Annotated in this window: 16 protein-coding genes; 7 read left to right on the top strand and 9 right to left on the bottom strand. The window is 58.0% G+C overall.

All coding sequences use genetic code 11. From position 1 onward, the window contains the following. Positions 1-117: 117 nt before the first annotated feature. The 3 genes from MUU53_RS02790 (at position 118) to MUU53_RS02780 (ending at position 1,847) form a co-directional block, all read left to right on the top strand. Entirely contained in the window at positions 118-384 is a 267-nt protein-coding gene (locus MUU53_RS02790) for an usg protein (RefSeq protein WP_062554268.1), read from the top strand. 98 nt (positions 385-482) lie between these two features. Beyond that, complete coding sequence (locus MUU53_RS02785; protein ID WP_247259503.1) at positions 483-1,298, top strand: class I SAM-dependent methyltransferase; 816 nt, start codon at positions 483-485, stop codon at positions 1,296-1,298. Positions 1,299-1,436: 138 nt separating this feature from the next. Continuing rightward, positions 1,437-1,847: a CopD family protein gene (locus tag MUU53_RS02780; RefSeq protein WP_247259502.1), complete on the top strand. Its 411-nt coding sequence runs from the start codon at positions 1,437-1,439 to the stop codon at positions 1,845-1,847. Positions 1,848-1,857: 10 nt separating this feature from the next. Here MUU53_RS02780 and MUU53_RS02775 read toward each other — a convergent pair whose 3' ends face one another. From MUU53_RS02775 to MUU53_RS02760, 4 genes are read right to left on the bottom strand one after another with little or no spacing between them, the layout of a single operon-like run. Next, positions 1,858-2,682, bottom strand: a complete 825-nt coding sequence (locus tag MUU53_RS02775; protein WP_247259501.1) for an ABC transporter ATP-binding protein — start codon at positions 2,680-2,682, stop codon at positions 1,858-1,860. A gap of 9 nt (positions 2,683-2,691) precedes the next feature. Then, positions 2,692-3,522, bottom strand: coding sequence for an ABC transporter permease subunit (locus MUU53_RS02770; protein WP_247259500.1), 831 nt, complete (start codon positions 3,520-3,522; stop codon positions 2,692-2,694). Between the two features lie 40 nt (positions 3,523-3,562). Then, positions 3,563-4,735 carry an FMNH2-dependent alkanesulfonate monooxygenase gene (ssuD, locus tag MUU53_RS02765; protein WP_247259499.1) on the bottom strand — a complete coding sequence of 391 codons (1,173 nt, stop codon included), beginning with the start codon at positions 4,733-4,735 and terminating at the stop codon, positions 3,563-3,565. A 22-nt stretch (positions 4,736-4,757) separates the two neighbouring features. Further along, on the bottom strand, positions 4,758-5,729 hold the full coding sequence (locus tag MUU53_RS02760; protein ID WP_247259498.1) for an aliphatic sulfonate ABC transporter substrate-binding protein: 972 nt from the start codon (positions 5,727-5,729) through the stop codon (positions 4,758-4,760). A gap of 241 nt (positions 5,730-5,970) precedes the next feature. Here MUU53_RS02760 and MUU53_RS02755 point away from each other — a divergent pair, with 241 nt between their 5' ends. Next, positions 5,971-6,840, top strand: a complete 870-nt coding sequence (locus MUU53_RS02755; RefSeq protein ID WP_247259497.1) for an NAD(P)-dependent oxidoreductase — start codon at positions 5,971-5,973, stop codon at positions 6,838-6,840. A gap of 40 nt (positions 6,841-6,880) precedes the next feature. Here the strand turns inward: MUU53_RS02755 and MUU53_RS02750 are convergent, their stop codons facing one another. The 4 genes from MUU53_RS02750 to MUU53_RS02735 form a co-directional block, all read right to left on the bottom strand. Then, entirely contained in the window at positions 6,881-7,438 is a 558-nt protein-coding gene (locus MUU53_RS02750; protein WP_247259496.1) for a hypothetical protein, read from the bottom strand. Between the two features lie 70 nt (positions 7,439-7,508). After that, a complete protein-coding gene (locus tag MUU53_RS02745; RefSeq protein ID WP_247259495.1) occupies positions 7,509-7,997 on the bottom strand; it encodes an Lrp/AsnC family transcriptional regulator in 489 nt (162 codons plus the stop codon). A gap of 66 nt (positions 7,998-8,063) precedes the next feature. Next, the gene (locus MUU53_RS02740; protein WP_247259494.1) at positions 8,064-8,705 is read right to left on the bottom strand and encodes a uracil-DNA glycosylase family protein; all 642 of its coding nucleotides are present in this window, start codon (positions 8,703-8,705) and stop codon (positions 8,064-8,066) included. Then, complete coding sequence (locus MUU53_RS02735) at positions 8,696-9,223, bottom strand: thermonuclease family protein (protein ID WP_247259493.1); 528 nt, start codon at positions 9,221-9,223, stop codon at positions 8,696-8,698. Before MUU53_RS02735 ends, MUU53_RS02740 begins: the two co-directional genes overlap by 10 nt. Positions 9,224-9,686: 463 nt before the next feature. Here MUU53_RS02735 and MUU53_RS02730 point away from each other — a divergent pair, with 463 nt between their 5' ends. The 3 genes from MUU53_RS02730 to MUU53_RS02720 are packed head-to-tail and all read left to right on the top strand — an operon-like array spanning position 9,687 to position 11,814. Beyond that, a complete protein-coding gene (locus MUU53_RS02730; RefSeq protein WP_247259492.1) occupies positions 9,687-11,222 on the top strand; it encodes a sensor histidine kinase in 1,536 nt (511 codons plus the stop codon). 41 nt (positions 11,223-11,263) lie between these two features. Next, positions 11,264-11,491 carry a hypothetical protein gene (locus MUU53_RS02725; protein WP_247259491.1) on the top strand — a complete coding sequence of 76 codons (228 nt, stop codon included), beginning with the start codon at positions 11,264-11,266 and terminating at the stop codon, positions 11,489-11,491. Continuing rightward, positions 11,470-11,814 carry a type II toxin-antitoxin system RelE/ParE family toxin gene (locus MUU53_RS02720; RefSeq protein WP_247259490.1) on the top strand — a complete coding sequence of 115 codons (345 nt, stop codon included), beginning with the start codon at positions 11,470-11,472 and terminating at the stop codon, positions 11,812-11,814. The genes MUU53_RS02725 and MUU53_RS02720 overlap by 22 nt, the downstream gene beginning before the upstream one ends. Here MUU53_RS02720 and cobT read toward each other — a convergent pair. Next, positions 11,777-12,814, bottom strand: a complete 1,038-nt coding sequence (gene cobT / locus MUU53_RS02715; RefSeq protein ID WP_247259489.1) for a nicotinate-nucleotide--dimethylbenzimidazole phosphoribosyltransferase — start codon at positions 12,812-12,814, stop codon at positions 11,777-11,779. The two genes, MUU53_RS02720 and cobT, sit on opposite strands and share 38 nt — an antisense overlap. Positions 12,815-12,869 lie beyond the last annotated feature (55 nt).

The raw sequence follows: 12,869 nt of genomic DNA, 5'->3' as shown, positions 1-12,869 counted from the left end.
CAATAATAAGCGTGATTTAGCGTCTTGACCTTAAGCTTCGGTTAAGGCTCCAATGGTCCAATCTTCTTGGCAAACCGCAAATTGCCGCAGAAGAGATTGACGTTACGGAGCCACGGAATGACGCCTGAAATGGAACTGATGCTGAAGGGCTACGGCATGACAACGGCCCAGATCCTCTATCGCATGCCCGACCACAAGAACCTGCTGCAGACCTATATCTGGCAGCACTACGATCTTGCCCCGGACTTCCCGGAAATGAAGACCTTTCTCAAATTCTGGCAGGAGAAGCTGGACGGGCCATTGCACTCGGTGCGCTATGTCCACCGAAAACTCATCGCGGCCAATGAATGGCGTGCTCTGAAGGGCGAATTCATCATCCACTGAGAACACGAAATGTCGGCAAATGCCGCCTGCGCTTGCCTTCCGGCGACCTTCAGCTTAAAGCCGCCTCTCTAGAGACGAAGTTTTGACGAGAGGCAGCCATGAGCAAGATCGACGAAGAAGCGCTGGCGGAAGCCTATAACCGTGCGCTTGCGCTGGAAAAGTCGGGCGAGATCGATGCAGCCGTTGCTGCCTACCAGCAGGTGCTGGAAATCGATCCGGACGATCATGGCGGCGCGGCCGTCCGCATTGCGGCCATGGGCCGTGGCGAAACGCCCCCCAAGGCCCCGGATGCCTATGTCGAGACGCTGTTCGATCAGCACGCCGAGAGCTTTGAGGATATCCTTGTCGAACAGCTTGGCTATGCGGTCCCTGTTCTGGTGCGCCAGCGTCTTCAGGATCTGAAGCTCGGACCATTCAAGCGCATGCTGGATCTCGGTTGCGGCACCGGCCTTACCGGCGGCACCCTGCGCGACATGGTGGACGATATCACCGGCATCGACATCTCCGAAAACATGGTTGAGATCGCCCACGAGAAGGATCTCTACGAGACGCTTTACGTCGCGGAAGTCGAGGACTTTCTCGAAGACAATGACGATGAAGCCTTTGATCTCGTTACGGCAACCGACGTCCTGCCCTATCTGGGTGCGCTCGAGCCACTTTTCTTCGGCGCGGCGGAAAACATGGTGGAAGGCGGCATTTTCATCTTCTCGTCGGAAACATTGCCGGAAGAGGTTTTCGCAGGTCGCTCCTACATGGTCGGCCCGCATCAGCGCTTTGCCCACGCTGAAACCTATGTGCGCGAGCGCCTGGCTGCCACCGGTTTCGAACTGATCGAGATTTCCGACATCAATGTACGCATGCAGGATGGCAACCCTACACCCGGACATCTGGTGGTTGCCCGTCTGAAGGGCTGAACAACGCGATCCGGCCATTCCAATTTGTTTGGAACCGCTCTAGATTGAACAAACGCCGGGGCTCACATCGGGCCTCGACGTTATTGGCGGTCTTCGCCTGCTGCCTGTCCCATAGACTCCCGATCTGGAACGGAACTTATGCTGTACTTCCTTCTCAAGGCCCTGCACGTCGCGTCGGACATCATCTGGGTCGGCGGCATGCTGATCAACGCCTTCGTCATCTCCATGGTGCCCGCCCCCATCCGTGGTGGCGTCATCACGGCGCTCCGCCGGTATGACCGCATCATTACCACCGGCGCGCTTGCGGGCGCCTGGGTCTTCGGCCTCATTCTGGCAATCGGCTATATTGGCTTTTCCGGCGGCTGGCTTCACCTGAAACTGCTGATCGTCGTCATGCTGTCCGCCCTGCATGGCATGCAGAGCGCCTGGTTGCGCCGAATGGAAGCCAACCCGCTTCTGGATCCTCCCGCCTTCGTGCGCGCGGGGATGCCCATCGTGCTGGTTTCAACCATCGTTGTTGTGCTTCTGGCGATCGTGAAACCCTTCTGATCGTTGCTGTTCAACGATCCTTCAGGATCGCGGCCAGCAATTTGCCTTCCAGTTCCGCCAGTTCAGCATCTCCGTGCTTGCGCGGATGCGGCTGCGGAATGGCAAGGTCGAGCGAGATCCTGCCCTCATCCAGCACGATCACCCGGTCGGCCAGATGCACCGCCTCGCTTACATCGTGGGTCACGAGAACAGCGGTAAAACCCAGTTCCCGCCAGACACGGGCGATCAGGGTCTGCATGCTGATGCGGGTGAGAGCATCCAGCGCGCCAAGCGGTTCATCCAGCACCAGAAGTCCAGGCCTGCTGACCAGCGCCCGTGCAAGAGCAACGCGCTGCCTCTGACCGCCCGATAGCTGGGAGGGCCATTCCTCCGCCTTGTTGCGCAGGTGCACTTCCCACAGCGCTGCAAGCGCCTTCGTCCGGGCCTCGTCCTTGTCGACACCCTCGCCCAGACCAACCGCCACGTTCTTGGCAACGTTGAACCAGGGCAGAAGTCGCGGCTCCTGAAATACGATGCGCGCGTCGGCCTTGGCGGGATTCCCGTCCTCGCCGCGAAATGCAATCTCGCCGCCAGTGTGCTGGTCGAGACCGACCAGCAGCCTCAGAAGCGTGCTCTTGCCACAGCCGCTTTTCCCGACAATGGCCACGAATTGCCCGGCCTCGATATCGAGATCGATGCCACGCAAAACCTGGTTGTCACCGAAGCGTTTTTCGACCCCCCGCAAATGGAGAGAAACCGCCTGCGTTGTCGTGGATGCAGCATCAGGGCGAGTGGCGCCATTCGTGGTGATAGCGGAAGGTGATGTTGCCGGACGTTCATGAATATGGAGAGACATCGCTGATCCTCACTTCTGGTAGGCTGCATTCCAGGAAAGCGTCCAGCCTTCCAGGCGGCGTGCAATGACATCGGCAAGCTTGCCAAGCAGCGCATAGATCACAAGCGCCAGCACAACCACGTCTGTCATCATGAACTCGCGGGCGTTGTTGGCCATGTAGCCGAGACCGGAAGACGCTGCGATGGACTCAGATACGATCAGCGTCAGCCACATGATGCCGAGCGCATAGCGCAGACCGACGAAGATGGAGGGAAGCGCACCGGGGAAGATAACCTTGCGGAACAGAGACCAACGGCTCATGCCGTAAATCCGGCCCATCTCCAACAGATCCCGGTCCACGTTGCGCACACCGTGATAGGTATTGAGATAGATCGGGAACAGCACACCCAGTGAGGTCAGGAAGAGCTTTGCCTCTTCGCCAATCCCGAACCACAGAATGACCAGCGGAATAAGCGCGAGATGCGGAATGGTGCGAACCATTTGCAGCGTCGTATCGGTCAGCTGCTCGGAAAGCTTCGACACACCGTTGATGATGCCGAGAAGAAAGCCGATTGTGCCGCCGACCAGAAGACCCGCCAGCGCGCGTCCGGCGCTGACGAGGATATTATGCCCGAGGTCACCGCTCGCGGCTTCGCTCCAGAAGGCCTGCGTAACCGCAACCGGTGACGGCATGATCCGGTCGGATATGAACCCGGTTGAGGACCCGAACTGCCATAGTGCAATCAAGGTCACAGGCACGACAAGCGGAAGAACATGCGCGCGGTCAAGTCTTGGGAAGGAAGGGATGCGTTTGTTCGTCTGCTTCAGCGTGCGGCTGAACGTGAGATCGGCAAGTGCCATGAGAGTCTCCTCAAACCGGGTTCAATTCAGCGGAAGCAGCTCAGGAAGCTGCCACTGCTCGCAGTGTCTGGTGCCCACCACCGGAAAAGACCGTGCGTTGGGAAAACTCGCTACCGAAGCCTGTGCGCTGAGGTACCGTGGCAATCCCCAATTCCGGGAACAGAAGCTCGGCCACCCGGTACGCCTCTTCCAGATGCGGATAGCCGGAGCCAATCACCGTCTCGATGCCGATCTCCTGATACTCGCACAGCCGCGCTGCCACGGTCTTCGGTGAGCCAACCAGCGCCGTGCCTGCACCGGAGCGCACGAGGCCGATACCCGCCCAGAGGTTTGGGGAAACCTCAAGCTTGTCGCGACGGCCGCCGTGAAGAGCCGCCATGCGCTGCTGTCCAACGGAATCAGAGGCCGTGGCAAAATGCGCCTGTGCCTTGGCGATTGTTTCGTCGTCGAGTTTGGAAATCAGCCTGTCGGCCGCTTCCCACGCCTCCTCGTCCGTCTCACGAACGATGAAGTGCAGGCGAATGCCGAATGAAACATCCCTGCCCTTCGCCGCGGCGGATTTGCGAACCCGCGCCACCTTCTCCGCCACCTGTTCCGGCGGTTCGCCCCAGGTCAGATATTTGTCTGCACGCCCGGTGGAGAATTCTATCCCCGCATCGGAAGAGCCGCCGAAATACAGCGGTGGGCGCGGCTGCTGGATCGAGGGGAAGCCAAGACGGGCTTCCTTAGCCTTTATGTGTTTGCCATCAAGATCCGCTTTTCCGGTCTTCAACAGATCTTCGAACACCTGGAAGAACTCTTCGGCATGGTCGTATCGCTCGTCATGCGGCAGGAATATCCCGTCACCAGCCAGTTCGGCAGGCGCACCACCTACAACGATATTCAGCAGAAGCCGACCTTCCGTGATGCGGTCCAGCGTCGATGCAAGGCGCGCATAGTAGGCTGGCGATGCCGTGCCTGGGCGAATGGCCACGAGAAACTTCAGGCGTTCCGTGAAAGGTGCCAGCGAGGCCGCTGTCACGAAGCTCTCTTCGCAGGATACGCCGGTCGGCAACAGCACGCCGCTGTAACCGAGACGATCCACCGCAACCGCGATCTCTCGCAGATAGCGATTGTCCGGCGCCCGGTTCAGATCACTGGCTCCGATGTAGCTGCCGTCTCCGCTGGTCGGAATGAACCACAGAAAATCGATGGGTTTTTGCGTATTGGACATTGTTTCACTCCCTTTCGTGGGTTCAGCTTGCCTTCGGGCGCCAGACGATGTCCGTGATCGTCAGCTTCTTTGGAATGATCTTGAGTTCGAAAAACTCGTCCGCCAGCGCCTGCTGGTAGGCAATCGCCTGATCCGAGATCATGCCAACGTCCCCGAGGCTGAAACCCGTGCGCTGAAGCGTCTTGCGGGTAATGTCTTCCGGCACGCCGGTGATGGCAGAAAGCGCCGGAACCGTCTTGTCCAGGTTGGCCTGCGCTCGCTTGCCCACCTGCGCCAGTTCATCGAAGATCTCGAGAATGAGCCCACCATTTTCCTTGGCGAAATCGCCGTTAGCGAGGAAGTAGCTCCAGCTGTCGACAATGCTCTGCGCCGTCGTCAGCACGCGCGTCTGCGGATCAGCTTCAGCAACCGCCGTGTAGGGATCCCAGATCGACCAGGCATCGATGCTGCCATTCTTGAACGCCGCTGCAGCATCCGGTGGCGCAAGATCGACCAGCGTCACGTCCGTCAGGGAAAGCCCACCCTTGCGCAGAACCTTCACCGCGACATTGTGTGCGCTGGAGCCGCGCTTGAACGCCAGCTTCTTGCCCCTCAGATCGGCAATCGTCTTGATGGGCGAATCCGCCTTGACCAGAATTGCCGAGCCTTCGGAGCTGCCCTTATATGTTCCGGCATAAACCAGGTTTCCACGCGCGGCCTGTGCAAACAGCGGCGGCACATCGCCTGTCGGCCCAAAGTCCAGCGCGCCAGCACCCAGCGCCTCCAGCAGAGGCGGCCCGGATGAAAACTCGGACCAGGTGATTGTCACACCCTTGGCCGCAAAACGCTTCTCCAGAGCACCTTCTGCTTTCGCAAGCGCCAGAACGCCGCCCTTCTGCCAACCAATCCTGATGGTCGTGGTCGCGGCCCGTGTGATGCCGGGCAACGTTAGTGTGGAAGCGACAACAGCGCCACCGAATAGAGCCAGCGTCTGCCGGCGTGAAAAATCAGTCATGTCCCCATCTCCAGATTTACAACCGGCGTCCGAGCGTCCGGTGGTTCAGCGATGAGGTAAGGCTCCCATAGACGACCAATTGCATCGACATAAGAAAATCTCTTTTCGACGAGGCAAACGATAATTTCTTCTATTTCTATGGACTATTACAATTATCCACTTCCGGCGTGTTGGATTTCGCGTGCTTCCGTGGGATGAAAAACTGGTCTAATGAAAGCCAGCACTCAAAGAGGAATGGGTAATGGCAAAGGTAGCTTTCATCGGTCTCGGCGTTATGGGCTTTCCAATGGCGGGACACCTGAAGGAAAAGGGCGGACACGAGGTGTCTGTGTACAACCGCACAACCGCCAAGGCTGAGGCCTGGGTGTCGAAGTTCGGCGGTCGTTTGGGTAAGACACCGGCAGAAGCTGCCGAAGGTGCCGATTTCGTTTTCACCTGCGTCGGCAATGATGATGATCTTCGCTCGGTGACCATCGGACCGGACGGTGTTCTTGCCGCCATGAAGCCCGGCGCCATTCTGATCGACAACACCACCGCTTCTGCAGAAGTGGCGCGGGAACTGGCGCAGGCAGCCTCCGCCAAGGGCTGCGGTTTCATTGATGCCCCGGTGTCCGGCGGCCAGGCAGGTGCGGAAAACGGCGTCCTCACCGTCATGTGCGGCGGAGATCAGGCAACCTTCGACAAAGCGAAACAGGTCATCGATGCCTATGCCCGCATGGTCGGCCTCATGGGTCCGGTCGGCGCGGGCCAACTGGCCAAGATGATGAACCAGATCTGCATTGCCGGCCTCGTTCAAGGCCTTTCAGAGGCTGTTCACTTCGGCAAGAAGGCAGGCATGGACATTGAGAAGGTGGTTGAGGTCATTTCCAAGGGTGCTGCCGGCTCCTGGCAGATGGAAAACCGCCACAAGACGATGAACGCCGGAAAATACGACTTCGGCTTTGCTGTCGACTGGATGCGCAAGGATCTCGACATTGTTCTGACCGAGGCCAAGCGCAACGGCGCAACCCTGCCGGTGACGGCTCTCGTGGATCAATTCTACGCCGAAGTTCAGAAAATGGGCGGCAACCGTTGGGACACGTCATCCCTGCTGGCGCGGCTGGAAAAGTAAGGCAAAACAGCCTCGCGCCATTCGGTGCGAGGCTGAAGGCTCATATCGGCCATGGCCAGACAACAACAAAGGGAGCCAGTCCGAAGATGACGCCAAGCACCAGAAGAAACGTGTTCCGCCCCGAAGTGTGATTGAATGCAGGTTCTGCTTCCACTCTCAGCTTCATCACTTGCAGGATATTGCGTACAATATTGGTCTCATCGGCCGTCGGGTTTTCGAATATCTCCGCCAGTTCCGTCTCTGCATTGGGAAAAGGGTCGCGAAGCAGGTGCGCCGAACTGGACGCAAGTTTTCGCAAGGCGCGAGTTGCCAGCATGGCAGATGCAACCAGGCAGCCGATGGCAATAAGCGCAAATCCAATTCGCATTAGGCTACCGGGGTCGCTTCCCAACTCGGCACCGAAACGGATTGCCGCCGCGTAAAGCGATACAAGACCGGCGACAGCACTCAGCGACAGACCGAAATTCAGCCGATAATGGTTCATCACCAGATGACGTGAACCTTCCAGATGCTCCAGGTGGATTTTTACGAGAAGCTCGACGGCCAGTTTCCTAGCCTCGAACCGGATACGCCGCTCTTCGGTCTGGAACGTCTCCATCAATCCTCAACACGATCCCTAGAACTCATGTCGAAAGTGCCGACGATCTGTCGTATCGCTGATCCCTTTATCATTCTTCGCCGGATCTTTGGTTATCCAGAACCATATAATCAAGCGGCAGTTCGGTCGTGTATTTGATCTGCTCCATCGCAAAGACCGACGAAACATCCCGGATTTCGATCTTGGAGATCATCCGCTTGTAGAATGCATCATAGGCGGCGATATCCGGCACGACGACGCGCAGAAGGTAATCCACATCGCCGCTCATACGGTAGAACTCCACGACTTCCGGGAATTCCGAAATGACCTCCGAGAACCGCTTCAGCCATTCCATGGAGTGACTATTGGTGCGGATGGAGACGAATACAGTCACTTTGGTGTTGACCTTGGCAGGATCAAGCAGCGCAACCCGGCGACGGATAACGCCATCCTCTTCCATCTTCTGGATGCGGCGCCAGCAAGGCGTGGTGGAAAGACCAACCTTCTTGGCAAGATCGGCCACGGCAAGTGTCGAGTCTTCCTGCAAAATGCGCAGAATCTTGCGGTCAAGGCGGTCCATATTTGCTCCTTCAGAGATTATTTTTCTTATTAGCGTGAAATTTGGAGCATGTAACCGAAAATCGTTTCAGCGAATGAAGCTGTCCACACTCTGTCGCAAAATGGGAAGCAACTCTGTTTCGAACCAAGGGTTGCGCTTCAACCAGCCGCTGTTGCGCCAACTCGGATGCGGCAGTGGCAGGATGCGGACTCCACCATTGACCATGAAACTTCGCCGCCAGTTGAACACCGTTTCCGTCATGCTTTCTTTGCCGACGCAGTTTAGATGCCAGTCTTGCGCATACCCGCCAATTGCGAGAACAAGTTCGATCTGCGGCATCGCATCAATCACGGCACGACGCCACAGGGGAGCGCATTCCCGGCGCGGCGGCAGGTCATGCCCCTTGGCATCGTAGCCGGGGAAGCAGAAACCCATCGGCACGATCGCAAACTTCGCCGGATCGTAGAACTCCTCGCGCGTCACATCCAACCATTGGCGCAGCCTGTCGCCGGATGCATCGTTGAACGGTATGCCGCTTTCATGAACGCGAAGCCCAGGCGCCTGCCCCGCAATCAAAATCCTGGCTGTAGAGGACATGACGACAACGGGCCGGGGTTCATGCGGCAGCCGGTCCTCGATGCCTTTGGCAGGAACATCCCGGCAGATCCGGCAGGCAGAAATCGCCGTCTGCAAGATTTCGATACGCTGCTCATCACTCGTCAAAGCCATTGCAGGGACAGTACTCCTTTCAAACCATCAAGAATATTGGAGAAATCGACGCCCTGATGTTCAAGCTTCCGCTCTCTCCGCCACTGTGACGGACGCTGAAACCGTCCGGCCCAGATGCCGCGCTTTTCGTTTTCGGCTTTCAGCTGTTCACGCTGATAGGTCAGCAAGCCCGTTGAAAGCGCAAACCCTGCACGAACCATCTGAACGTTCAGATTTGTAGTCAGCCGATAACATATTACGAGCGGACGGTCGTAACGATCCACCTCCGTACCACGACACTCGACATCACTATCCTTGACGAGATCCACCAGCCGATCCCGCGCGACCCATCCACAAGGCCAAGGCTGGTCATCCACGGTGCGGCAGGTTTGATCCAGCTCAGGCGCGTCTATCCCCGCGAGCCGTAGACGAAACCCCGCCTCTGCAAGCGTATCGCCATCAATGACATGAAATGGGCCACGGAAAACCCGCTGCTCGCCTCCGTCCTGCAGCACAGATGCAATGACAATGAGTCCCATAATGAAACAGCTTGTCAGAAGCCAGTCCTGCGCCCTTCGGTAACGTCGATGCCTTCTATATGTACTCATTCAAGTTCAATCTTAGAGCGGAATTCGACCTGATTGGATCAATTCTGTTGGCCCAAACCGGTTGTTCCACGAGGAGAAGGGCGCGTGGCGTAGCCGTAGCATACGCCCAAGCCCTTCGACAAAGTGGACGGCCGGTTTCGGCCAACCCTCTGGGCAGCATGTATTTTCGCCAATACCTTCGGCTTTCGCCTCGGACGTATATCCCGATATGCCCATCGGCAAAATCCTTGATCCTGACGAAAATCCATTGCTGCAGAATGATTCAATCAGGTTGAACTCCGCTCTAATTGCAAACGGAAGCCTGCCAAAGATGGCAAACGAAACCTTTCCGTCAGGATCTTCTTAAGATTTAGACCCTACCATTCCCAAAACGCGTATTCGATCGAAAAATGGCATGAGCAGCGGCGTCAGTACATCCACCGACAAGATCATCGTGGACAAATCGCGGCACCACCGTAACAAGGCGGTGTCGAAGGCGGTTCGCGCCACGCGTGAACGCTTGCAGTCCAGCGCCAATGGAAGCCATGCCTTCGATCACGATGCGCTTGCCTTGCATGTCAATAACATGCTGCAAAGTGCGCTCATCCTGCCCTTCTTCATCGTCCTCGTCGCAGCAGTCGGCACCTATATCACCGGCAATTCCTCCCTGCTGCCTTGGGCGCTCTTCACGCTTGCGGCGCACTCGCTGAACCTCCTGCTTGCGCGTCGCGCTTCGAAAACTGAACTGACGGCGCTCAATACCCAACGCTGGCAGCGCATGTTCATCTTCGGCCAGTTCCTGATGGGCGCCTGCTGGGCAACCTTTGCCTTTAGCGAATGCGCGGTCTGCGGCGGCGATGGCTATTACTTCTACAAGGGCGCGGTGCTGCTGATCGCGATTTCCATCACAGCCATGAGCAATGTCCTGTTGCGCATGGCGGTCATCGTTGCCTTCCTGTTGCCGATGCTAAGCCTTGGGCTGATCGCCCTCGATAGCCGCAACGTCTTCGATGTCGGGCTTCTCGGTCTGTGCGCAACAGCCGTTCTGTTTTTTCACTACGTCTCAAACCGCTTCTATCGCTCCAACCTGACGCTGATGTCCTATCAGTCGGAAAAGGACGATCTGATTGCCGAACTCGAGGTTGCCAAGTCTGTTTCGGATGAAGCCCGCCGCCGCGCGGAAGAGGCCAATCTGGCCAAGTCGCGTTTCCTCGCCTCAATGTCACACGAACTGCGCACCCCCTTGAACGCTATTCTCGGCTTCTCGGAGGTCATGAGTTCGGAAGTGCTGGGACCGATGGGAAATGGCACTTACCGGGAATATGCTGGCGATATCCACCGCTCAGGCCAGCATCTGCTCAACCTCATCAACGAGATTCTCGATTTGTCGCGCATTGAGGCGGGTCGTTATGAACTGAACGAGGAAGCGCTTTCGCTGCTGGAAATCGCCGAGGATTGCATCGGCATGGTGCAGTTGCGCGCACGCGCCAAGAACATCAGCATCCACCAGCAGTTCGAACCCAATCTGCCGCAGGTCTGGGCCGACGAGAAATCCATGCGTCAGGTTCTGCTGAACCTGCTGTCGAACGCCGTGAAGTTTACAAGCCAGGGTGGCGAGGTCACGGTGAAGGTCGGCTGGACCGCCGGTGGCGGTCAATATGTCGCCATCAAGGACAATGGACCAGGCATCGCGGAAGATGAGATTCCGGTCGTGCTTTCTGCGTTTGGTCAGGGCTCAATCGCGATCAAGAGCGCAGAGCAAGGCACCGGCCTCGGGCTTCCCATCGTGCAGGCAATTCTGGCAAAGCACGACGGTCAATTCATTCTGCGTTCGAAATTGCGTGAGGGCACCGAAGTCATCGCAATTTTGCCCGCCACTCGTGTTCTGCAAAGCCTGCCCGCCGTGGCAGCCACACGCGCGGTGGAACCTCGCCGCAAAAGCTTTGCCTAAACCCTCTTTCCACGAGAAGGCAAGCGGCGCATAATGGCACTATGACAACGCTGTTCGACATCGCCGTTGAGACCGCTCGCCAGCTTCCGCCCGAAAAGCAGGATGACATTGCACGTCTGGTTTTGCAGATAGCAAGCGAGGACCAATCCGTCTATCGCCTCAGCGAGGAAGAACTCGAAAGTTTGAAGCCATCCCTCAAGCAGGCCGAAAACCAGCAATTTGCATCCGAGGCTGAGGTAAGCGCGGTATGGGCCAGACACGGCCTCTGATCCTTCGCTATACGCCGATTGCGCTGAAAGAACTTGCTGAAATACTTGAGTACATCCGAACGCAATCACCTTATGGAGCCAGCAAGGTATCCAAACGGCTTCATCAGTTGATCAGCCTGCTTCCGGACTTTCCCTACGCCGGAAAGATGACCTCAGCGCCGCCATTACGAATCCTCGCAGCAACGCCCTATCCCTATCTCGTATTCTACGAGATAGGCGATGCCGAAGTGGTGATCATCGGATTTCGACATGCAGCACGAAACCCGATGAGCGAAGAGGAGTCATTCAATGGTGATGCGGTGTCGGTGTTCCCGCCGTGCTGACGCCTGCCTGTGCAAACGTCGCCATGCCGGAATGGCAAGCGGCAGCTGCCTTCACAATGCCTGCGGCCAGCGCCGCGCCCGTGCCTTCACCAAGCCGCATGCCCAGCGCCAGAAGCGGGGTCTTGCCAAGCCGTTCGATGGCGCGCAGGTGGCCGGGCTCGCCGGACACATGGCCGATGAGGCAGTGGTCCAGTGCGGTCGGGTTCGCTGCCTTCAGAACAGAGGCAGCAGCTGTCGCCACATAACCGTCGATCAGGACCGGGATTTTCTCCACGCGCGCCGCAAGAATGGCACCCGCCATCGCCGCCACTTCGCGTCCGCCCAATCGGCGCAGCACTTCCAGCGGATCGGACAGGTGATCGCGGTGGAAAGCAACCGCCTGCTTGACTGCCGCGATCTTGCGGGCCAGCACCTCGCCCTCCGACCCTGTTCCGGGGCCAACCCAGTCTTCCGCCTCACCACCGTAAAGCGCGAGATTGATGGCCGCCGCGATGGTCGTGTTGCCTATGCCCATCTCGCCGATGCACAGAAGATCGGTGCCACCGGCAATCGCCTCCATGCCGAATGCCATGGTCGCGGCACAATCCCGTTCGGAAAGAGCCGCCTCGCAGGTAATATCCCCCGTCGGATAGTCCAGCGCCAGATCGAAGATCTTCAGGCCCAGATCGTTGGCGGCACAGATCTGGTTGATGGCCGCGCCGCCGGCAGCAAAATTCTCTACCATCTGCTGCGTGACAGATGGCGGATAGGGTGTGATGCCATGGCGGGCGACACCGTGATTCCCGGCGAAGATCGCAACAAGCGGACGTGTCACGGCAGGCGCGCGCCCCGTCCAGGCGGCCAGCCAGAAGGCGATTTCTTCCAGGCGTCCCAGCGACCCCTTGGGCTTGGTCAATTGGGCGTCGCGTTCACGCGCAGCCACCAGCGCACGGGTGTCCGGGCCGGGAAGCTCGCGCAACAGCGTGCGAAAATCATCGAATGGCAGGCCGCTCATGCTCATCGGATCAATCTTCCTTGTCGTTAAGTCCAGTTCGCCCTTTGAGTTAGGCGATGGA

This window comes from Affinirhizobium lemnae (genome assembly GCF_022968395.1).
Taxonomy (GTDB): domain Bacteria; phylum Pseudomonadota; class Alphaproteobacteria; order Rhizobiales; family Rhizobiaceae; genus Neorhizobium; species Neorhizobium lemnae.
This window is presented reverse-complemented; position numbering and strand designations above follow the sequence as displayed.

Bases quoted from the DNA above. Each gene is read 5' to 3' on its own strand.
- MUU53_RS02790 (WP_062554268.1), top strand. From the start codon at position 118: ATGACGCCTGAAATGGAACTGATGCTGAAGGGCTACGGCATGACAACG.
- MUU53_RS02785 (WP_247259503.1), top strand. From the start codon at position 483: ATGAGCAAGATCGACGAAGAAGCGCTGGCGGAAGCCTATAACCGTGCG.
- MUU53_RS02780 (WP_247259502.1), top strand. From the start codon at position 1,437: ATGCTGTACTTCCTTCTCAAGGCCCTGCACGTCGCGTCGGACATCATC.
- MUU53_RS02775 (WP_247259501.1), bottom strand. From the start codon at position 2,682: ATGTCTCTCCATATTCATGAACGTCCGGCAACATCACCTTCCGCTATC.
- MUU53_RS02770 (WP_247259500.1), bottom strand. From the start codon at position 3,522: ATGGCACTTGCCGATCTCACGTTCAGCCGCACGCTGAAGCAGACGAAC.
- ssuD (WP_247259499.1), bottom strand. From the start codon at position 4,735: ATGTCCAATACGCAAAAACCCATCGATTTTCTGTGGTTCATTCCGACC.
- MUU53_RS02760 (WP_247259498.1), bottom strand. From the start codon at position 5,729: ATGACTGATTTTTCACGCCGGCAGACGCTGGCTCTATTCGGTGGCGCT.
- MUU53_RS02755 (WP_247259497.1), top strand. From the start codon at position 5,971: ATGGCAAAGGTAGCTTTCATCGGTCTCGGCGTTATGGGCTTTCCAATG.
- MUU53_RS02750 (WP_247259496.1), bottom strand. From the start codon at position 7,438: ATGGAGACGTTCCAGACCGAAGAGCGGCGTATCCGGTTCGAGGCTAGG.
- MUU53_RS02745 (WP_247259495.1), bottom strand. From the start codon at position 7,997: ATGGACCGCCTTGACCGCAAGATTCTGCGCATTTTGCAGGAAGACTCG.
- MUU53_RS02740 (WP_247259494.1), bottom strand. From the start codon at position 8,705: ATGGCTTTGACGAGTGATGAGCAGCGTATCGAAATCTTGCAGACGGCG.
- MUU53_RS02735 (WP_247259493.1), bottom strand. From the start codon at position 9,223: ATGGGACTCATTGTCATTGCATCTGTGCTGCAGGACGGAGGCGAGCAG.
- MUU53_RS02730 (WP_247259492.1), top strand. From the start codon at position 9,687: ATGAGCAGCGGCGTCAGTACATCCACCGACAAGATCATCGTGGACAAA.
- MUU53_RS02725 (WP_247259491.1), top strand. From the start codon at position 11,264: ATGACAACGCTGTTCGACATCGCCGTTGAGACCGCTCGCCAGCTTCCG.
- MUU53_RS02720 (WP_247259490.1), top strand. From the start codon at position 11,470: ATGGGCCAGACACGGCCTCTGATCCTTCGCTATACGCCGATTGCGCTG.
- cobT (WP_247259489.1), bottom strand. From the start codon at position 12,814: ATGAGCATGAGCGGCCTGCCATTCGATGATTTTCGCACGCTGTTGCGC.